The 18291-nt window shown below is 64.9% G+C and carries 20 protein-coding genes; 16 read left to right on the top strand and 4 right to left on the bottom strand.

Annotated elements, in window-relative coordinates; genetic code table 11:
• Window position 1 precedes the first annotated feature (1 nt).
• A complete protein-coding gene (locus tag ACSQ9A_RS30625; RefSeq protein ID WP_436306652.1) occupies window positions 2-700 on the top strand; it encodes a helix-turn-helix transcriptional regulator in 699 nt (232 codons plus the stop codon).
• A gap of 423 nt (window positions 701-1123) precedes the next feature.
• Here the strand turns inward: ACSQ9A_RS30625 and ACSQ9A_RS30620 are convergent, their stop codons facing one another.
• Window positions 1124-2128, bottom strand: coding sequence for an AraC family transcriptional regulator ligand-binding domain-containing protein (locus ACSQ9A_RS30620; RefSeq protein WP_436306651.1), 1005 nt, complete (start codon window positions 2126-2128; stop codon window positions 1124-1126).
• Between the two features lie 159 nt (window positions 2129-2287).
• Here ACSQ9A_RS30620 and ACSQ9A_RS30615 point away from each other — a divergent pair, with 159 nt between their 5' ends.
• The 6 genes from ACSQ9A_RS30615 to ACSQ9A_RS30590 all read left to right on the top strand — a co-directional run bounded on the left by ACSQ9A_RS30615 (window position 2288) and on the right by ACSQ9A_RS30590 (window position 8905).
• Window positions 2288-3136: a TauD/TfdA dioxygenase family protein gene (locus ACSQ9A_RS30615; RefSeq protein WP_436306650.1), complete on the top strand. Its 849-nt coding sequence runs from the start codon at window positions 2288-2290 to the stop codon at window positions 3134-3136.
• Between the two features lie 11 nt (window positions 3137-3147).
• Window positions 3148-4548, top strand: a complete 1401-nt coding sequence (locus ACSQ9A_RS30610; RefSeq protein WP_436306649.1) for an alpha/beta fold hydrolase — start codon at window positions 3148-3150, stop codon at window positions 4546-4548.
• Window positions 4549-4751: 203 nt separating this feature from the next.
• A complete protein-coding gene (locus ACSQ9A_RS30605; protein ID WP_436306648.1) occupies window positions 4752-6389 on the top strand; it encodes a 3-(methylthio)propionyl-CoA ligase in 1638 nt (545 codons plus the stop codon).
• A 73-nt stretch (window positions 6390-6462) separates the two neighbouring features.
• Window positions 6463-7434: a Bug family tripartite tricarboxylate transporter substrate binding protein gene (locus ACSQ9A_RS30600; protein ID WP_436306647.1), complete on the top strand. Its 972-nt coding sequence runs from the start codon at window positions 6463-6465 to the stop codon at window positions 7432-7434.
• 195 nt (window positions 7435-7629) lie between these two features.
• Window positions 7630-7878, top strand: coding sequence for a hypothetical protein (locus tag ACSQ9A_RS30595; protein ID WP_436307782.1), 249 nt, complete (start codon window positions 7630-7632; stop codon window positions 7876-7878).
• Window positions 7879-7894: 16 nt separating this feature from the next.
• Window positions 7895-8905, top strand: a complete 1011-nt coding sequence (locus tag ACSQ9A_RS30590; protein ID WP_436306646.1) for a YeiH family protein — start codon at window positions 7895-7897, stop codon at window positions 8903-8905.
• A 352-nt stretch (window positions 8906-9257) separates the two neighbouring features.
• On the opposite strand, the gene ACSQ9A_RS30585 is transcribed toward ACSQ9A_RS30590, so the two are convergent.
• Entirely contained in the window at window positions 9258-9890 is a 633-nt protein-coding gene (locus ACSQ9A_RS30585; RefSeq protein WP_436306645.1) for a hypothetical protein, read from the bottom strand.
• Between ACSQ9A_RS30585 and ACSQ9A_RS30580 the strand changes: the two genes are divergently transcribed.
• From ACSQ9A_RS30580 to ACSQ9A_RS30540, 9 genes are all read left to right on the top strand, one after another.
• Window positions 9856-11289 carry an ISNCY family transposase gene (locus ACSQ9A_RS30580; protein WP_436306644.1) on the top strand — a complete coding sequence of 478 codons (1434 nt, stop codon included), beginning with the start codon at window positions 9856-9858 and terminating at the stop codon, window positions 11287-11289. The genes ACSQ9A_RS30585 and ACSQ9A_RS30580 overlap by 35 nt on opposite strands.
• A gap of 18 nt (window positions 11290-11307) precedes the next feature.
• A complete protein-coding gene (locus tag ACSQ9A_RS30575; protein ID WP_436306643.1) occupies window positions 11308-11442 on the top strand; it encodes a hypothetical protein in 135 nt (44 codons plus the stop codon).
• A gap of 107 nt (window positions 11443-11549) precedes the next feature.
• Window positions 11550-12983 (top strand): ISNCY family transposase, encoded by a 1434-nt coding sequence (locus tag ACSQ9A_RS30570; RefSeq protein ID WP_436306644.1) that lies wholly within the window; start codon window positions 11550-11552, stop codon window positions 12981-12983.
• An 18-nt stretch (window positions 12984-13001) separates the two neighbouring features.
• Window positions 13002-13136, top strand: a complete 135-nt coding sequence (locus ACSQ9A_RS30565; protein WP_436306643.1) for a hypothetical protein — start codon at window positions 13002-13004, stop codon at window positions 13134-13136.
• 108 nt (window positions 13137-13244) lie between these two features.
• The gene (locus ACSQ9A_RS30560; RefSeq protein ID WP_436306644.1) at window positions 13245-14678 is read left to right on the top strand and encodes an ISNCY family transposase; all 1434 of its coding nucleotides are present in this window, start codon (window positions 13245-13247) and stop codon (window positions 14676-14678) included.
• 18 nt (window positions 14679-14696) lie between these two features.
• The gene (locus ACSQ9A_RS30555; protein ID WP_436306643.1) at window positions 14697-14831 is read left to right on the top strand and encodes a hypothetical protein; all 135 of its coding nucleotides are present in this window, start codon (window positions 14697-14699) and stop codon (window positions 14829-14831) included.
• Window positions 14832-14939: 108 nt separating this feature from the next.
• Entirely contained in the window at window positions 14940-16373 is a 1434-nt protein-coding gene (locus tag ACSQ9A_RS30550; RefSeq protein WP_436306644.1) for an ISNCY family transposase, read from the top strand.
• An 18-nt stretch (window positions 16374-16391) separates the two neighbouring features.
• Window positions 16392-16526, top strand: coding sequence for a hypothetical protein (locus tag ACSQ9A_RS30545; protein ID WP_436306643.1), 135 nt, complete (start codon window positions 16392-16394; stop codon window positions 16524-16526).
• Between the two features lie 108 nt (window positions 16527-16634).
• Window positions 16635-16841 (top strand): helix-turn-helix domain-containing protein, encoded by a 207-nt coding sequence (locus ACSQ9A_RS30540; protein ID WP_436306642.1) that lies wholly within the window; start codon window positions 16635-16637, stop codon window positions 16839-16841.
• Between the two features lie 297 nt (window positions 16842-17138).
• Here ACSQ9A_RS30540 and ACSQ9A_RS30535 read toward each other — a convergent pair whose 3' ends face one another.
• Window positions 17139-17750, bottom strand: coding sequence for a hypothetical protein (locus ACSQ9A_RS30535; protein ID WP_436306641.1), 612 nt, complete (start codon window positions 17748-17750; stop codon window positions 17139-17141).
• Window positions 17751-17993: 243 nt separating this feature from the next.
• Complete coding sequence (locus tag ACSQ9A_RS30530; protein WP_436306640.1) at window positions 17994-18116, bottom strand: hypothetical protein; 123 nt, start codon at window positions 18114-18116, stop codon at window positions 17994-17996.
• Window positions 18117-18291: the final 175 nt, after the last annotated feature.

The raw sequence follows: 18291 nt of genomic DNA, 5'->3' as shown, positions 1-18291 counted from the left end.
CGTGTCCCGCAGCCAGCGATTGTTCGACCTCATGCAGGTGCTACGCCGACACCGTGGAACGGTGTCCGGCGAAGTGCTCGCCAGTGAGTCGGGCGTGTCGCTGCGCACGATACGGCGTGACATCGCCACCCTGCAGTCGCTGGGAGCGGAGATCGATGGTGCCCCTGGCGTCGGCTACATCCTGAGGCCCGGCTTCCTTCTACCCCCACTGTCATTCACCGAGGAAGAGCTCCAGGCTCTGGTCGCGGGCGCACAGTGGGTCAGCCGCCAGACGGATGATGCGCTCGCCTTCGCCGCTCAGAATGCGCTCGCCAAGATTGGCGGTGTACTTCCCTCCGACATGCGGAGGATGCTGGACGACGACGCGCTCTACATCGCCCGAAAGAAAGAAGACACCTCAGGGCTTGACCTGGCACGCGTCCGTCAGGCGATGCGCGAACAGTGCAAGATGCGCATCGGCTACACCGATCAGGCCGGGGCGGCTTCGGAGCGAACCATCTGGCCAATCATGCTGGGCTTCGTGGAGTCGCGGCGGTTCATCGCGGGATGGTGCGAACTTCGCCAGGACTTCCGTCTGTTCCGTGGTGACCGCATCGTGAAGCTGGAGTTCCTGCAAGAGCGCTACACGCGAAACCGCCGGCAACTGGTCAAGGAATGGCGCGCTCAGGTCGATCGCGAACGCAATCGGCGTGATGACTAGACCTCGGCTAACCCACGCTTGGGGCTGCTGGTGGACGACCCGCCGTCGTTTCCCTCCTGGCGTCTCTAGCTGCGGAACGCCACGAATCTTTAGCGGCTAAAAATTGCTCGCGTTCTTGCTGAGCGCCACTGTGTCCCGCTCAGCGCCATCCAAGCTTCGCCCGGCGCGCCACAGAACCTTCGCAAATTCCCAGGGTACGCCAGCGGAGATTCGCGTGCGAGCCACTGCGTACAGCGGCTATGGGCCCACATGAGTCATTCGAGACTCATATTGGCGGCGCACCGCAAAGCCGACGTTCAGTTACTTCTCGATCGGCCTTGCGCCGGTCGAACGGCGGTGCGCATGACACGCCGGAATCCTTCGACCAGGGTCCGCGTTCGCGTGATCGCAAGCGCTTATCAGAAGACGGGGCGCCGGGGAATTTCAAGGACCCGGCGCAACGCCCGCGCGACGGGTTCGCGGCGCCACGCCGAACTGCCGCCGATGCCAGCGCGAGAACGCGCTGAGTTCCGAGAACCCGAGGAGCGTCGCCACGTCCGACAGCGGCCGCGAGGCGTCCCGCAGGTAGTGGGCCAGCAGTTCGCGCCGCATCGTGTCGACCAGGATGCTGAAGGTGGTCTTCTCCGCAGCCAGGTGGTTGGCGACGGTCCTGCGGTCGACGCCCAGGTGCTGGGCGACGCTCTCCACCCGGCAATGGCCGCGCGGCATCAGCAGCACGATCAGGCGACGGACTCGGTCCGACATTGACGCGATCTTGCCCGGATCGCGCTCCAACAGCCGCTTCGAATAGCGCGCCATCACCGGATCCGCGCCCGGGTTCGGTGCCTCCAGATCGGCCGCGTTGCAGACGATCTCGTTGAACTCCTCGCCGAACGCGACCGAATCGCCGAACACGTGCCGGTGCCAGGCCCTGCTCGACGGCGCGGGGTGGCGGAAGGTCACCAGGCGCGGACGCCAGCCCTCGCCGAGGAAGATGCCGAGCAGGCGGAAGGTGGTGCCCATTGCAAGTTCGATCGGCTGGCGCACCGACTGCCCGCCTTCGTACACCATCTCCTCACGAATGGCGACGATCGGACCCTCCGGCACGACCGAGACCGACATCGCCTCGTTGTGCAGGTGGATACGCGCGATCAGCGCCTCGAGGGCCTGCCGCAGCGTCGGCTGGTCCCGCAACAGCAGGCCCAGCGGCCCGAGGTTGGACAGGCGCCGCGAGGCGGCCATGCGCAGGCCGAAGGCGGGCTCGCCCGCGCGCTCCGCCGCCAGTTCGAGCAGCGCGCCCACGGCGGCCGCCGGCACCATCAAGTCGGGGTCGGCCAGGCTTTGCACGGGCAGCCCGGCCTCGCCCAGCAGCCCCCGCGCATCAAGCCCGCAGGCCGACGCCACCTGCTCGAAGTTCGTCATCGTCGCGGCGCGTACCAGGATCGTCATGGGCTCGGCTTCCTTTCCCGAAATGTCAAGCGAAATTCCCGAAACGTCAAGTCACGCGGGTCGGCGGAGCACACAATTCCACTCACGCCGCGATGAGACTCCGGCGACTGTCCGGTCCGGCAAGGGCCGGCGCCCACCGACCCCGATTGGAGACACACGATGAACGTCATTCCGCTTACCTGCGCCCTTGGCGCCGAGATCCAGGGCGTCAGCCTGGCCGAGGCCTCGCGCAATTCGCCCCTGGCCCAGGAGATCAAGGCGCTGCTGCTCGAGCACAAGGTGCTGTTCCTGCGCAATCAGCAGATCACCGACGCCGAACACGCCGCCTTCGCGCGCCACTTCGGCGAGCTCCAAGACCATCCGCTGGTCGACAGCGCCGAGGGCGAGCCCGGCATCATCCAGATCTGGAAGACGCCCGAGAGCCCGCCCGAGCGCTACGAGAACGTCTGGCACAACGATTCCACCTTTCGCGAGTGCCCGCCGATGGGCGCGGTGCTGCGTTGCGTCGAATGCCCGCCGGTGGGCGGCGACACGATGTGGGCCAACATGGAACTGGCCTACGAGCGGCTGCCCGAGCACATCAAGGAGACCATCGCCGACCTGCGTGCGCGCCACAGCATGGAAGCGCTGTTCATGGCTGCCAAGCCCATCGAGGAGCGCCTGGCGATGAAGGCGCGCTTCCCCGACCCCGAGCATCCGATCGTTCGCACGCATCCGGTGACCGGCAGGAAAAGCCTGTTCGTCGGCGGCTTCGTCACGCACCTGACCAACTTCCACACCGCCAGGAACGTCCGCGTCGGCCAGGACTGGCACCCCGGTGCGTCCCAGTTGCTGCAGTACCTGATCAGCCAGGCCTTCATTCCCGAGTACCAGTTGCGCTGGCGCTGGCAGGCCAACGACGTGGCGATCTGGGACAACCGCTGCACACAGCACTACGCGGTGATGGATTACGCGCCGTGCCATCGCAAGATGAACCGCGCCACCATCGTGGGCGACCGGCCGTTCTGAAGGAGGCAGCAATGGACCGCGCTCTCGAACTGAACCTCCGGCACGACTGGGCCGACCTCGGCGACGTGCGACTGCACTACGTCAGCGGCGGGCAGGGCCCGGCCATCGTGTTCCTGCACGGCTGGCCGCAGACCTGGTACATGTGGCGCGACGTGCTGCCCGGGCTGATGCAGCGCTACCGTGTCGTCGCGGTGGACCTGCGGGGCCTCGGCGAGTCGTCGCGACCGGCGGCCGGCTACGACACCAAGACCGTGGCGCAGGACGTCTGGCGCCTGATGCACGACGTGCTGGGCGAGCGAACCTTCCACGTCGTCGGCCACGACTGGGGCGGCCCGGTGGCCTATGCGCTGGCCGCCCAGCACCGCGTCGCGGTGACGTCGATGGCGATCTTCGACGCCCCGGTGCCGGGCGACGGCTCGGTGCTCACCGCGCTCGGCCGCTGGCACTTCGGCTTCCACGCCGAGGCCGACCTGCCCGAGGCGCTGGTGGCCGGCCGCGAAGAGCTCTACCTGCGCTACATGTACCGCAAGGGCGGCGCGCGGCCCGACGCCATCTCCGAGGAGGCGCAGCGCGAGTACCTACGCACCTACGCCCAGCCCGGCGGGATGCGCGCCGGCTTCAACTACTACCGGGAGTGGGCGCAGGACGCCAAGGACAACCTGGCCTTCATCAAGCAGGGCAAGCTCGCGATGCCGATCCTCGTGTACGGCGGCGGCGCGCCCAACGTCGGCCGCGGCCTGTACGCGATGGACTCGTGGCAGCGCGTCGCTTGCGACGTGCGCGGCGGCGTGGCCGAAGGCTGCGGCCACTGGATCCCCGAGGAACGGCCCGCCTGGGTCGTCGAGCGCCTGCTCGAATTCTTCGGCGAAGTCGATCGCCGCCGCAACGCTGCCCGTCCCCTCACCACCTCCTCCATACCCACCAAGAGAGACCACATGACCATGTTCTACGAAACCATCGATACCGCCCTGATTGACGTCGAGTCGCTGCCCTGGATGCCCTTCGTGCCCTACGCCGACAATGTCTTCCTGAAGCTCATCAAGGTCGACCCGATCCGCGGCGAGTGGACCGCGCTGCTGAAGGCGCCCCCCAACATCGCGCTGCCGATGCACCACCACTCGGGCACGGTGATGGTCTGGACGATCGCCGGCCGCTGGAAGTACATCGAGCACGACTGGGTCGCCAGCCCCGGCAGCTACGTCTTCGAGACCGCCGGCTCGCGTCACACGCCCATCAGCGTGGGCGACGACGAGGTCATCACGCTCAACATCGTCCAGGGCGACTGGGACCTCATGAGCCCCGAGGGTGCGGTGCTCGCCATCGAGAACTGGAAGTCGATGGTCGAGCGCTACTTGAACTTCTGCCGCGCCAACGGCGTCAAGCCGGTCGACGTGAGCAGCTTCAGCGTCTGAGTGCGCCGGCCCCGCGGGTCCGTGCGCAGCCGCGGGCCCACGGCGGCGGGCTGCGCCATGCGCTTGGGCGCAGCCGACCGACCGCAACATGCTGCTCGGCAACGTCGCCTTCGCCGCCGCATAAGCACAGATTGAAGACACCAATGACAGCCACCGCCCTAACCCAAGACACTGCTCCACAAGCCACGCCCACGGCACCCACCATGAACGCAAACATGATGCAGCAGCCACTGCTGATCTCGACGCTCCTCAATCATGCCGAGCGTCACCATGGCGACCAGGAAATCGTCTCGCGTCGCGTCGAAGGCGACCTGCATCGCCAGACCTACGGCGACCTCGCCCAGCGCGCGCGCCGCATGGCCAACGCGCTGGTCGCGAACGGCATCCGCTTCGGCGACCGTGTCGCGACACTCGCATGGAACGGCCACCGCCACATGGAGCTGTACTACGCCGTGTCGGGTTCCGGCGCCGTGCTGCACACGCTGAACCCCAGGTTGCATCCGGACCAGGTGGTGTGGATTGCCGACCACGCCGAAGACCAGGTGCTGTTCTTCGACCTGACCTTCCTGCCGCTGGTCGAGGCGATCGCCTCGCGCGTGAAAACCATCAAGGCATTCGTTGCAATGACCAGCCGGGACCACATGCCGGCGTCGTCGACGATCCCGAACCTCTTGTGCTACGAGGACCTGATCGACGCGCATTCCCCGGAATTCACCTGGCCGGTGTTCGACGAAAACACGGCCTCCTCGCTGTGCTACACGTCGGGCACCACGGGCAACCCCAAGGGCGCGCTGTACAGCCACCGATCCACGGTGTTGCACACCTACGCCACCGCACTGCCGGACTCGTTCGACTGCTCTTCGCGCGACACGATCCTGCCGGTGGTGCCGATGTTCCACGTCAACGCCTGGGGCCTGCCTTATCTGGCTTGCATGGTGGGCGCCAAGCTCGTGTTCCCCGGCCCCTGGCTGGATGGCAAGTCGCTGCACGAGCTGTTCGAAACCGAAGGCGTGACCATGTCGGCCGGCGTGCCGACTGTCTGGCAGGGCTTGCTGGCGCATGTCGAGGCCAACGATCTGAAATTCAGCACCATGAAGCGCACCGTGATCGGCGGATCGACCTGCCCGCCGGCCATGATGGACGCCTTCGAGGACACGTACGGCGTTCAGGTCATCCACGCCTGGGGCATGACCGAACTGAGCCCGATGGGCGCGTTGGGCAAGCTCAAGGGCAAGCATGCGGGCCTGGACGCGGTGCAACGCCGGGCGCTGCAAGCGAAGCAGGGACGGTCGCCGTACGGCGTCGACATGAAGATCGTGGACGAGCACGGCGGCGAACTCCCGCGCGACGGCCTGACTTCGGGCGAGCTGATGGTGCGCGGTCCCTGGGTCATTGCCGCCTACTTCAAGGGCGAGGGCGGTGATCCACTGGCGTATTTCGGAGATGAGGGCTGGTTCCCGACCGGCGACGTCGCGACGATCGATGCCGACGGGTTCATGCAGATCACCGACCGCAGCAAGGATGTCATCAAGTCCGGCGGCGAGTGGATCGGCTCGATCGACCTCGAAAACATCGCGATGGCCCACCCGGCGGTGGCGATGGCCGCGTGCATCGGTGTCGCGCACCCGAGGTGGGACGAGCGCCCGCTGCTGGTGGTGGCAAAGAAGCCGGGCGCCGAGGTGACGCGCGAGGAACTTCTCGCCTTCTACAACGGCAGGATCGCCAAGTGGTGGACGCCGGACGACGTGGCATTCGTCGACAGCATTCCGCTGGGCGCCACGGGGAAGATGCTGAAGAACCAACTGCGCGAGACGTTCCGCGACTACCGGCTGCCGAACTAGGCGCCACCGGCTCAAAGCCGAACGGCTCAGTTCATTTTTTTGGCGTCACTGCCATACATAGAAGGAGACATTCATGATCATCAAATCCCTGCGGACCGGCTTGGCCGCATGCCTGTGCGCCGTGGCCACCCTCGCGGCCGCCCAAACCTGGCCCGATAGGCCGATCCGCATCGTGGTGCCTGCACCGCCGGGCGGCAGCATTGATGTGATCGCGCGCATCATGGCCGATGCGATGCAGCCCGGTCTCGGCCAGCCGATCATCGTCGACAACAAGCCCGGCGGCCTGGGGATGCTCGGCGTCAACGAGCTGCTGGGAGCGCCGCGCGACGGCTACACCGTGATGATGCACCTGAACGGCGCCGTGTCCGAGATTCCGCACCTGACCAAGTCGCGGTTCGACCCGTTCAAGGACATCAAGCCGATCGCGGAACTCGCGCGCAGCGGGCTTTTGTTCGTTGGCGGGCCGCAGGTGCCGGCCAACACGCTCAAGGAGGTGATCGCCCACGTGAAGGCCAACCCCGGCAAGGTCAGCATCGCGTCGTACAGCACCGGCACGGTGTCGCACACGCTGGGCGTCGAGCTCAACGCGCTGGCCGGGCTCGACATGCAGCACGTGGGCTACAAGGGCGCTGCCCCGGCGCTGCAGGACGTCATGGCCGGACATGTGCCGCTGATGTTCGACGGCCCCGGAACATCAGTGCCGATGGTCAAGGCCGGCAAAGTCAAGGCCTTCGCGGTCACCTCGTCGCAGCGCATGCCGGCGCTGCCCGACGTGCCGACCTTCGCCGAGCAGGGCTTCCCCACCATGACGCAGGATGTCTGGGTCGGCCTGTGGGTCGCGAACGGCGTGCCGGCCGCTGTGCAGGACCGACTGCGCGAGGCAGCGCTCAAGGCCCTGCAGCAGCCCGCGGTGCGCGGACGCCTGAGCGGCTTGGGCATGGAGCCCGGTCAGCCCGCGACTCCTGACGAGCTGGCGAAGTCGCTGCGCGTCGCTCACGAGCGCCAAGGCGCGCTCCTGAAATCGATCAATTTCAAACCGGATTGAACCCGCATTGGAAACACGCATGAGGCGGCTTGATCGCGGCGCACTGGGGGTGGAAGGCCGCGTTTGGCGTGGTTGGAGCTGAGCGAGCTGCCCGAGGGCAGGGCCGGCGGGTCTGCAAGGCCGGGCTCGACCTGGCGTTGTTCAGGACGACCCTTCGCCGAGCGCCCCATCCACTCTCATTGCAAAGGAATTCCCATGAACGGAAACATGATGCAGCAGCCGCTGCTGATCTCGACCCTGCTGACCCATGCCGAGCCGACCCGCAACAAGAACGTGATCAAGTCCGGCGGCGAATGGATCGGCTCGATCGACCTTGAGAACGTCGCGATGGCGCGCCCCGCCGTGGCGATGGCCGCATGCATCGGCGTCCGGCATCTCAAGTGGGACGAGCGGCCCCTGCTGGTGGTGATGAAGAAGCCCCACTACAGGGTGCCCACGGCCTGAGCGACCGAGCCTCGCCATGACCGCACTTTCGATCAGCGTCATCCCCGGGCAGGCCCGCGCCCTCTTCCCCGGCGTGCTGGCCTGCGGCGTGGTTGCCGCGGCCGCGACGTTCCTGTCGGAGCACTACGGCGCGCCGGTGATGCTGTTTGCTCTGCTGCTCGGCCTGGCGATGAACTTCCTCTCCGGCGAGGGCGCCTGCCAGGCGGGCATCGAATTCACCGCGCGCAGGCTTCTGCGCATCGGCGTCGCGCTGCTCGGATTGCGTATCACCATCGGCCAGATCACCGAACTCGGATGGCAACCCATCGTGATCGTCCTGTTGACGGTCGCGCTGACGATCGGGGTGTCCATGCTGGCGGCGAAGCTGCTCGGATTCCAGACCCTGTTCGGGCTGCTCAGCGGCGGCGCAACGGCGATCTGCGGCGCCTCGGCCGCCATGGCCCTGGCCGCGGCATTGCCGAACCATCCGTTGAAGGAGCGCGCGACGCTGTTCACTGTGGTCGGCGTGTCGGCTCTGTCGACGCTAGCGATGATCGTCTACCCGACGCTCGCCCAGATGGTCGGGCTCGATCCGCGCGCGGCTGGCGTGTTCCTCGGCGCGACCATCCACGATGTCGCACAGGTCGTCGGCGCCGGCTACAGCATGTCGCAGCAAACCGGCGACATCGCGACCGTCGTCAAGCTGATGCGCGTGGCGATGCTGGTGCCGGTGATCCTGTTCGCCGTCGTGCTGTCGCGCCGGCAAGCCGGCGAGGCCAGTGGGCCGCGGCCGCCGCTGCTGCCGGGCTTCGCGGTCGGCTTCGCGGTCCTGGTGGCCGTCAACAGCACCGGCTGGCTGCCGGACCTTGTCGCCAAGACCGGCAGCGACTTCTCGCGCTGGTTCCTGGTGGCCTCCATTGCGGGCATCGGCATGAAGACGCAACTCAAGGAACTGATCACCGTCGGCCTCAAGCCGGTGCTGCTGATGGTCGGCGAGACGGTCTTCCTGGTCGTTTTGACTTTGGCGCTGATGCACTGGGTGCGGTGACGGGCGGCGCATCTTCTTGTCCCGAATCGTCTCTCGGCGCTGCATAGCTGACCGTCGCGAACGACTCCAGATGGCCGTCCTGAGTCGTAGGCGGTGCGAATGCTAAGGGCGGCTTCCGCTGCGAAGCAGGCTGTCGCGCGCCATCATTTTCACGGGCAACTGCCCTCCCCCCCATACTGCATTGCCAGCTCATCACGCTGGTGCGCCGCAGACCCGCACCACCGGTCATCTCGTATTGGGCGGGCATGCTCACGATGACCGCGGGCGGTGGTGGCGGTGGCAGCGCGGCCTGCACCCCCACCTCCCAGCCGAGCTCCCGCGCCCCTGCCCCAACGCCCTGCCCTGCTTAGACTTAGAACGCGTTAAACACCGCCGAGTTGGCCGCAGCCTGCCCCTGAGCGTTTTCGAGGGCGCGGATCACGCCGCGCAGGCGCTCGCACTCGCGCTCGAGCGAGCCGACCCAGGCGCGGGCGTGCTGCGCTTCATTGAAAGCCTGCGCGTGCAGGGCGGCCATGCCCCAGCGGCTCTCGAACCACAGCGCCAGATAGATGGCGCGGGGTGCGTTGCCGCTGGCCTGGTAGCGCTGCAGGGTACGCAGGCTCACGCCCAGATGGCGGGCGATCTTCTTGCGCGATTCCATCTGGTCGGCGAGCAGAAAGGCCAGGGGCGGCAACCGTGCAAATGTGGGCGCGAGGAATGGCATGGGCAAAGCTCCTGCGAAAGGCGAGACGGCGGTGGTGCCGTCCCGGCAGGCAGTGTCAGTTTGTCGCGATGCGGTGGCGCCCTCTTCTGCCCTGCGCGGGCGGCCTTTCAGGGCGCGAGAGAATGAAATAAACATAACAAGGGCTTGTTGCTGTGCTGATGTAGCGGCTGAATAGTAATGTCGCGTTTTGGCCAAGTAGAAATGTCGCAAAGTCTGCCGTCCCAGTTTCTGGGGCTGGGGTACGGCGATGGCGACGACGGCGACAACCATCACGATGACCATGCGCGAAGCCGATCGACTCAAGACGGTCCAAGCCGTGGTGGACCGGATGCTGCGCGTTGGTCAGGCCGCGCTGCGCCTGGGCCTGAGCCGGCGACAGATGGAGCGGCTCGTTGAGCGATACACGGCCGATGGTGTAGCCGGGCTCGTATCGCGCAAGCGTGGGCGGCCGAGCAATCATCAACTGGACCCAGGTACCGCCGAACGAGCCACGGCACTGATCCGCGAACGCTACCCCGACTTTGGTCCGACGCTTGCGTGCGAGAAGCTTCGTGAGTGCCATGGATTGATCCTGGCCAAGGAGACCGTGCGGGTGCTGATGATGGCGGCGGGCCTGTGGACGCCGCGCAGGCAGCGCGCCCCCAAGATCCACCAGCCGCGCAACCGCCGCGACTGCCTGGGCGAGCTCATCCAGATCGATGGCAGTGATCACGCCTGGTTCGAGGAGCGATCGCCAGCGTGCACCCTGCTGGTGTTCATCGACGACGCCACCAGCCGGTTGATGCAGCTGCGCTTCGTGCCCACCGAATCGAGCTTTGCCTACTTCGAGGCGACCCGTGGCTACCTGGAGGCCCACGGCAAGCCGGTGGCGTTCTACAGCGACAAGGCGAGCATCTTCCGGCCGGTGACCAAGCCGGAGTTCGGCGAGCGTGGTGTCACGCAGTTCGGCCGGGCCTTGTACGAGTTGAACATTGACATCATGTGCGCCAACTCCAGCCAGGCCAAGGGCAGGGTCGAACGTGCCAACCAGACGTTGCAGGACAGGCTGGTCAAGGAGCTGAGGCTGCGTGGCATCAGCACGCTCGAGGCGGGCAACGCGTTCGCGGGCCACTTCATGGCCGACTTCAACGGCCGGTTCGCCAAGTCACCGCGGCGCGACTTCAACGCACACCGGCCGCTGCGCGCGGATGAGGACTTGGACCTCACCTTCACCTGGCGGGAGCTGCGCAAGGTGTCGCTGTCGCTGACGTTGAACTATGCGCGCGAGATCTACATGCTGGCGGACACGGCAGGCAACCGGAGGCTGATCCAACGGTACATCGATGTGTACGAGTATCCCGATGGGCGCATCGAGGTGCGCGCGGGCGGCGGCGCCCTGCCCTACGTGCGCTATGACAAGCTGCCGCAGATCGACACCGCTGCCGTCGTGGAGAACAAGCGCCTGGGTCATGCGCTGCGCGCGGCGCAGGCGATCCAGGCGCAGCGAGATGACCGGCGCTGCACGCCATCGCGAACGAATCAGGGGCAGCCTCCACGGCCCAGGGCGGCAGTACCCGGCACGCGTAACCCGAGGCAGTTCAACGTCCAGGACTTCGAGCAGGCCCTGCGCAAGGCGTGCAAATCGATGACGCCCTTGTCGACTGCTTCGACCACGGCAACGCGTCCTTCAAAGGCGCGATAGCCCAATCAATTCAACAGCGTGCACGACGAACGCGCCGGCCTTCGGCTGATAGGCCTGTGCGAGTTCAAAGGCAAGGCGGTCACCGAGTTCGCCGGGCTCCATCAAGAAAGAGGAAATGCGACATTTCTATTTGGCCAGGAATGCGACATCTGAACTTAGCGTTGACAGCTGATGTAGCGGCTGAATAGTAATGTCGCGTTTTGGCCAAGTAGAAATGTCGCAAAGTCTGCCGTCCCAGTTTCTGGGGCTGGGGTACGGCGATGGCGACGACGGCGACAACCATCACGATGACCATGCGCGAAGCCGATCGACTCAAGACGGTCCAAGCCGTGGTGGACCGGATGCTGCGCGTTGGTCAGGCCGCGCTGCGCCTGGGCCTGAGCCGGCGACAGATGGAGCGGCTCGTTGAGCGATACACGGCCGATGGTGTAGCCGGGCTCGTATCGCGCAAGCGTGGGCGGCCGAGCAATCATCAACTGGACCCAGGTACCGCCGAACGAGCCACGGCACTGATCCGCGAACGCTACCCCGACTTTGGTCCGACGCTTGCGTGCGAGAAGCTTCGTGAGTGCCATGGATTGATCCTGGCCAAGGAGACCGTGCGGGTGCTGATGATGGCGGCGGGCCTGTGGACGCCGCGCAGGCAGCGCGCCCCCAAGATCCACCAGCCGCGCAACCGCCGCGACTGCCTGGGCGAGCTCATCCAGATCGATGGCAGTGATCACGCCTGGTTCGAGGAGCGATCGCCAGCGTGCACCCTGCTGGTGTTCATCGACGACGCCACCAGCCGGTTGATGCAGCTGCGCTTCGTGCCCACCGAATCGAGCTTTGCCTACTTCGAGGCGACCCGTGGCTACCTGGAGGCCCACGGCAAGCCGGTGGCGTTCTACAGCGACAAGGCGAGCATCTTCCGGCCGGTGACCAAGCCGGAGTTCGGCGAGCGTGGTGTCACGCAGTTCGGCCGGGCCTTGTACGAGTTGAACATTGACATCATGTGCGCCAACTCCAGCCAGGCCAAGGGCAGGGTCGAACGTGCCAACCAGACGTTGCAGGACAGGCTGGTCAAGGAGCTGAGGCTGCGTGGCATCAGCACGCTCGAGGCGGGCAACGCGTTCGCGGGCCACTTCATGGCCGACTTCAACGGCCGGTTCGCCAAGTCACCGCGGCGCGACTTCAACGCACACCGGCCGCTGCGCGCGGATGAGGACTTGGACCTCACCTTCACCTGGCGGGAGCTGCGCAAGGTGTCGCTGTCGCTGACGTTGAACTATGCGCGCGAGATCTACATGCTGGCGGACACGGCAGGCAACCGGAGGCTGATCCAACGGTACATCGATGTGTACGAGTATCCCGATGGGCGCATCGAGGTGCGCGCGGGCGGCGGCGCCCTGCCCTACGTGCGCTATGACAAGCTGCCGCAGATCGACACCGCTGCCGTCGTGGAGAACAAGCGCCTGGGTCATGCGCTGCGCGCGGCGCAGGCGATCCAGGCGCAGCGAGATGACCGGCGCTGCACGCCATCGCGAACGAATCAGGGGCAGCCTCCACGGCCCAGGGCGGCAGTACCCGGCACGCGTAACCCGAGGCAGTTCAACGTCCAGGACTTCGAGCAGGCCCTGCGCAAGGCGTGCAAATCGATGACGCCCTTGTCGACTGCTTCGACCACGGCAACGCGTCCTTCAAAGGCGCGATAGCCCAATCAATTCAACAGCGTGCACGACGAACGCGCCGGCCTTCGGCTGATAGGCCTGTGCGAGTTCAAAGGCAAGGCGGTCACCGAGTTCGCCGGGCTCCATCAAGAAAGAGGAAATGCGACATTTCTATTTGGCCAGGAATGCGACATCTGAACTTAGCGTTGACAGCTGACTGTAGCGGCTGAATAGTAATGTCGCGTTTTGGCCAAGTAGAAATGTCGCAAAGTCTGCCGTCCCAGTTTCTGGGGCTGGGGTACGGCGATGGCGACGACGGCGACAACCATCACGATGACCATGCGCGAAGCCGATCGACTCAAGACGGTCCAAGCCGTGGTGGACCGGATGCTGCGCGTTGGTCAGGCCGCGCTGCGCCTGGGCCTGAGCCGGCGACAGATGGAGCGGCTCGTTGAGCGATACACGGCCGATGGTGTAGCCGGGCTCGTATCGCGCAAGCGTGGGCGGCCGAGCAATCATCAACTGGACCCAGGTACCGCCGAACGAGCCACGGCACTGATCCGCGAACGCTACCCCGACTTTGGTCCGACGCTTGCGTGCGAGAAGCTTCGTGAGTGCCATGGATTGATCCTGGCCAAGGAGACCGTGCGGGTGCTGATGATGGCGGCGGGCCTGTGGACGCCGCGCAGGCAGCGCGCCCCCAAGATCCACCAGCCGCGCAACCGCCGCGACTGCCTGGGCGAGCTCATCCAGATCGATGGCAGTGATCACGCCTGGTTCGAGGAGCGATCGCCAGCGTGCACCCTGCTGGTGTTCATCGACGACGCCACCAGCCGGTTGATGCAGCTGCGCTTCGTGCCCACCGAATCGAGCTTTGCCTACTTCGAGGCGACCCGTGGCTACCTGGAGGCCCACGGCAAGCCGGTGGCGTTCTACAGCGACAAGGCGAGCATCTTCCGGCCGGTGACCAAGCCGGAGTTCGGCGAGCGTGGTGTCACGCAGTTCGGCCGGGCCTTGTACGAGTTGAACATTGACATCATGTGCGCCAACTCCAGCCAGGCCAAGGGCAGGGTCGAACGTGCCAACCAGACGTTGCAGGACAGGCTGGTCAAGGAGCTGAGGCTGCGTGGCATCAGCACGCTCGAGGCGGGCAACGCGTTCGCGGGCCACTTCATGGCCGACTTCAACGGCCGGTTCGCCAAGTCACCGCGGCGCGACTTCAACGCACACCGGCCGCTGCGCGCGGATGAGGACTTGGACCTCACCTTCACCTGGCGGGAGCTGCGCAAGGTGTCGCTGTCGCTGACGTTGAACTATGCGCGCGAGATCTACATGCTGGCGGACACGGCAGGCAACCGGAGGCTGATCCAACGGTACATCGATGTGTACGAGTATCCCGATGGGCGCATCGAGGTGCGCGCGGGCGGCGGCGCCCTGCCCTACGTGCGCTATGACAAGCTGCCGCAGATCGACACCGCTGCCGTCGTGGAGAACAAGCGCCTGGGTCATGCGCTGCGCGCGGCGCAGGCGATCCAGGCGCAGCGAGATGACCGGCGCTGCACGCCATCGCGAACGAATCAGGGGCAGCCTCCACGGCCCAGGGCGGCAGTACCCGGCACGCGTAACCCGAGGCAGTTCAACGTCCAGGACTTCGAGCAGGCCCTGCGCAAGGCGTGCAAATCGATGACGCCCTTGTCGACTGCTTCGACCACGGCAACGCGTCCTTCAAAGGCGCGATAGCCCAATCAATTCAACAGCGTGCACGACGAACGCGCCGGCCTTCGGCTGATAGGCCTGTGCGAGTTCAAAGGCAAGGCGGTCACCGAGTTCGCCGGGCTCCATCAAGAAAGAGGAAATGCGACATTTCTATTTGGCCAGGAATGCGACATCTGAACTTAGCGTTGACAGCTGACTGTAGCGGCTGAATAGTAATGTCGCGTTTTGGCCAAGTAGAAATGTCGCAAAGTCTGCCGTCCCAGTTTCTGGGGCTGGGGTACGGCGATGGCGACGACGGCGACAACCATCACGATGACCATGCGCGAAGCCGATCGACTCAAGACGGTCCAAGCCGTGGTGGACCGGATGCTGCGCGTTGGTCAGGCCGCGCTGCGCCTGGGCCTGAGCCGGCGACAGATGGAGCGGCTCGTTGAGCGATACACGGCCGATGGTGTAGCCGGGCTCGTATCGCGCAAGCGTGGGCGGCCGAGCAATCATCAACTGGACCCAGGTACCGCCGAACGAGCCACGGCACTGATCCGCGAACGCTACCCCGACTTTGGTCCGACGCTTGCGTGCGAGAAGCTTCGTGAGTGCCATGGATTGATCCTGGCCAAGGAGACCGTGCGGGTGCTGATGATGGCGGCGGGCCTGTGGACGCCGCGCAGGCAGCGCGCCCCCAAGATCCACCAGCCGCGCAACCGCCGCGACTGCCTGGGCGAGCTCATCCAGATCGATGGCAGTGATCACGCCTGGTTCGAGGAGCGATCGCCAGCGTGCACCCTGCTGGTGTTCATCGACGACGCCACCAGCCGGTTGATGCAGCTGCGCTTCGTGCCCACCGAATCGAGCTTTGCCTACTTCGAGGCGACCCGTGGCTACCTGGAGGCCCACGGCAAGCCGGTGGCGTTCTACAGCGACAAGGCGAGCATCTTCCGGCCGGTGACCAAGCCGGAGTTCGGCGAGCGTGGTGTCACGCAGTTCGGCCGGGCCTTGTACGAGTTGAACATTGACATCATGTGCGCCAACTCCAGCCAGGCCAAGGGCAGGGTCGAACGTGCCAACCAGACGTTGCAGGACAGGCTGGTCAAGGAGCTGAGGCTGCGTGGCATCAGCACGCTCGAGGCGGGCAACGCGTTCGCGGGCCACTTCATGGCCGACTTCAACGGCCGGTTCGCCAAGTCACCGCGGCGCGACTTCAACGCACACCGGCCGCTGCGCGCGGATGAGGACTTGGACCTCACCTTCACCTGGCGGGAGCTGCGCAAGGTGTCGCTGTCGCTGACGTTGAACTATGCGCGCGAGATCTACATGCTGGCGGACACGGCAGGCAACCGGAGGCTGATCCAACGGTACATCGATGTGTACGAGTATCCCGATGGGCGCATCGAGGTGCGCGCGGGCGGCGGCGCCCTGCCCTACGTGCGCTATGACAAGCTGCCGCAGATCGACACCGCTGCCGTCGTGGAGAACAAGCGCCTGGGTCATGCGCTGCGCGCGGCGCAGGCGATCCAGGCGCAGCGAGATGACCGGCGCTGCACGCCATCGCGAACGAATCAGGGGCAGCCTCCACGGCCCAGGGCGGCAGTACCCGGCACGCGTAACCCGAGGCAGTTCAACGTCCAGGACTTCGAGCAGGCCCTGCGCAAGGCGTGCAAATCGATGACGCCCTTGTCGACTGCTTCGACCACGGCAACGCGTCCTTCAAAGGCGCGATAGCCCAATCAATTCAACAGCGTGCACGACGAACGCGCCGGCCTTCGGCTGATAGGCCTGTGCGAGTTCAAAGGCAAGGCGGTCACCGAGTTCGCCGGGCTCCATCAAGAAAGAGGAAATGCGACATTTCTATTTGGCCAGGAATGCGACATCTGAACTTAGCGTTGACAGCTGACTGTGGGAGCGATTTAGTAATGTCGTGTTCTAGCCGATTTCAAATGTCGCAAAGTCGCCCGACCCAGGTTCTGGGCTTAGGGTACGGCCATGGCGACACCTGCGGCGACGATCACGATGACGATGCGCGAAGCAGACCGCCTCAAGACGATCCAGGCCGTGATGGATCGCATGGTACGCGTCAGTCAAGCCGGGCAGCGGCTGGGCCTGAGCCGACGACAGCTTGAGCGACTCGTTCAACGGTACACGGGCGATGGCGGGGCCGGTCTCCCAATGGCTGCTTCCCGGCGATGGTGACGTCCGCTGAGTCGGCTCTGGAGCCCCAAGCGGTCTACCAAGGGCTCGATTGGAAGGGCAAAAAGCAGCCACCCAACAGCCGAGTTGAGCCGCAGACCGAGGCTTGCCGAGGGCCGTCGGCTTGAATGATGGGATGGACTCCTCCCGCATTCTTGCGCCACGTTGAGTGCACTGATCTTCATTGGCGTGCGGAAAGACACAACGGCTTGCCCAAGTGAAATCGCGCGGCGCTCAAACAAGACCCGCACAGTCAGACCCGGCACGAAGTGGCGTGAGTTTTGGACATACGCGAAAAGACTAAGGTTTGAAACGAATACGAGCCCAGAGTGAAGGGGGCGCGATCTCCAGGCGCATAGCTGTTGAGGCCATTGAGTACGCATGCGAGAACACCTTGAACGACTGATCCGGTGGCTTGTTATTTTGGAAATTAGTGCGTTCATCAGACGCGGCGTCATTTGCGAGGTGATTGAGGTATCGTTCCATACGTGAGAGGGCATCACGGACTTGCGCAGAACTCCGCCCAAACAAGCCACTGTCATCCCTAAGGCCTTCCAGCGCTAGTTGAACCTCGTTGAGCGCCTGGACGTCACGGGCGGTTAGAGTTTGTGTGGCCTGATAGCTGCGTCGAATGAGCTTCACTTTCTGGTAGTGGCTGCGGAGTTCCGAGTGAGCGTCAAGTTGTAGCTTGCTACGGTCCTTACTCTGCTGAAGCCCCGACTTGAACAGTTCTAGGACCGCAGTGGTTACAGCTCCTAGAACCGCGATAAGGCCGGCTTGCAGGAGAGCCGTCACCCACTCCTTCTCATACTTCATAACTTCGGGCCCGATGGCACTCAACTTGATTGCTGATCCGATACCGATGATGGCAACAGCCAGCAAGACGAAGAAGAGCCAGACTACGTGTCTCATTGTTGTCTCCGTTGCATCGATGAGTCGCGAGATGGGTTTTCTGAGCTAACTAGATCGACAAGATCGTATCCACCATGGTCACCCAATCCAAGCCCACACCATCACGTTCATCCGCAAAGCGGACCCGCAGCCCTGCGTCAAGGCACTACCGCTTGGATCAGGACGACGGTTCCGGAATGGATCTCTACTCCAGAAGCGACCGTGGTGCAAGGTGAACTGACGCCGCCTCGCATCTGCCCGACCTCAGCAAGACTGCAGTATCGACTTTGTTTCGAAGCAGTCGAAGCAGACGAACACGTAGATCATTCCGCAGTCGGCGAGCACGACCTCATCATTGATGGAGTCGAGTTGTGCGTAGAAAGTCATTTCATTTCCGCAAGCGCACTTCGGAATGTTGGCGGATTGGATGAAATCAGGACGTCCACCGAGGCGATGCCATTGTGAACTCCTGTCAAGCTGATTTGTCGCCAAGAGTAGGTGAAGGGACTTTGGTGGTCATCCCCCGGCTGCTGGAGGCGCCCCGCAAGTTGGCATCTGCTCG

The sequence above is a fragment of the Variovorax sp. LjRoot290 genome (genome assembly GCF_964253985.1).
In the GTDB taxonomy this organism is placed as follows: Bacteria; Pseudomonadota; Gammaproteobacteria; order Burkholderiales; family Burkholderiaceae_C; genus Variovorax.
The sequence above is the reverse complement of the archived record's forward strand: the minus strand, read 5'-3'. Positions and strand labels throughout refer to the sequence as shown.

Excerpts from the sequence above, each read along its gene's own strand:
- ACSQ9A_RS30600 (WP_436306647.1), top strand. The coding sequence starts at position 6,463 with ATGATCATCAAATCCCTGCGGACCGGCTTGGCCGCATGCCTGTGCGCC.
- ACSQ9A_RS30605 (WP_436306648.1), top strand. The coding sequence starts at position 4,752 with ATGAACGCAAACATGATGCAGCAGCCACTGCTGATCTCGACGCTCCTC.
- ACSQ9A_RS30570 (WP_436306644.1), top strand. The coding sequence starts at position 11,550 with ATGGCGACGACGGCGACAACCATCACGATGACCATGCGCGAAGCCGAT.
- ACSQ9A_RS30550 (WP_436306644.1), top strand. The coding sequence starts at position 14,940 with ATGGCGACGACGGCGACAACCATCACGATGACCATGCGCGAAGCCGAT.
- ACSQ9A_RS30585 (WP_436306645.1), bottom strand. The coding sequence starts at position 9,890 with ATGGTCATCGTGATGGTTGTCGCCGTCGTCGCCATCGCCGTACCCCAG.
- ACSQ9A_RS30530 (WP_436306640.1), bottom strand. The coding sequence starts at position 18,116 with ATGACTTTCTACGCACAACTCGACTCCATCAATGATGAGGTCGTGCTC.
- ACSQ9A_RS30620 (WP_436306651.1), bottom strand. The coding sequence starts at position 2,128 with ATGACGATCCTGGTACGCGCCGCGACGATGACGAACTTCGAGCAGGTG.
- ACSQ9A_RS30580 (WP_436306644.1), top strand. The coding sequence starts at position 9,856 with ATGGCGACGACGGCGACAACCATCACGATGACCATGCGCGAAGCCGAT.
- ACSQ9A_RS30560 (WP_436306644.1), top strand. The coding sequence starts at position 13,245 with ATGGCGACGACGGCGACAACCATCACGATGACCATGCGCGAAGCCGAT.
- ACSQ9A_RS30535 (WP_436306641.1), bottom strand. The coding sequence starts at position 17,750 with ATGAGACACGTAGTCTGGCTCTTCTTCGTCTTGCTGGCTGTTGCCATC.
- ACSQ9A_RS30590 (WP_436306646.1), top strand. The coding sequence starts at position 7,895 with ATGACCGCACTTTCGATCAGCGTCATCCCCGGGCAGGCCCGCGCCCTC.
- ACSQ9A_RS30615 (WP_436306650.1), top strand. The coding sequence starts at position 2,288 with ATGAACGTCATTCCGCTTACCTGCGCCCTTGGCGCCGAGATCCAGGGC.
- ACSQ9A_RS30610 (WP_436306649.1), top strand. The coding sequence starts at position 3,148 with ATGGACCGCGCTCTCGAACTGAACCTCCGGCACGACTGGGCCGACCTC.
- ACSQ9A_RS30540 (WP_436306642.1), top strand. The coding sequence starts at position 16,635 with ATGGCGACACCTGCGGCGACGATCACGATGACGATGCGCGAAGCAGAC.
- ACSQ9A_RS30595 (WP_436307782.1), top strand. The coding sequence starts at position 7,630 with ATGAACGGAAACATGATGCAGCAGCCGCTGCTGATCTCGACCCTGCTG.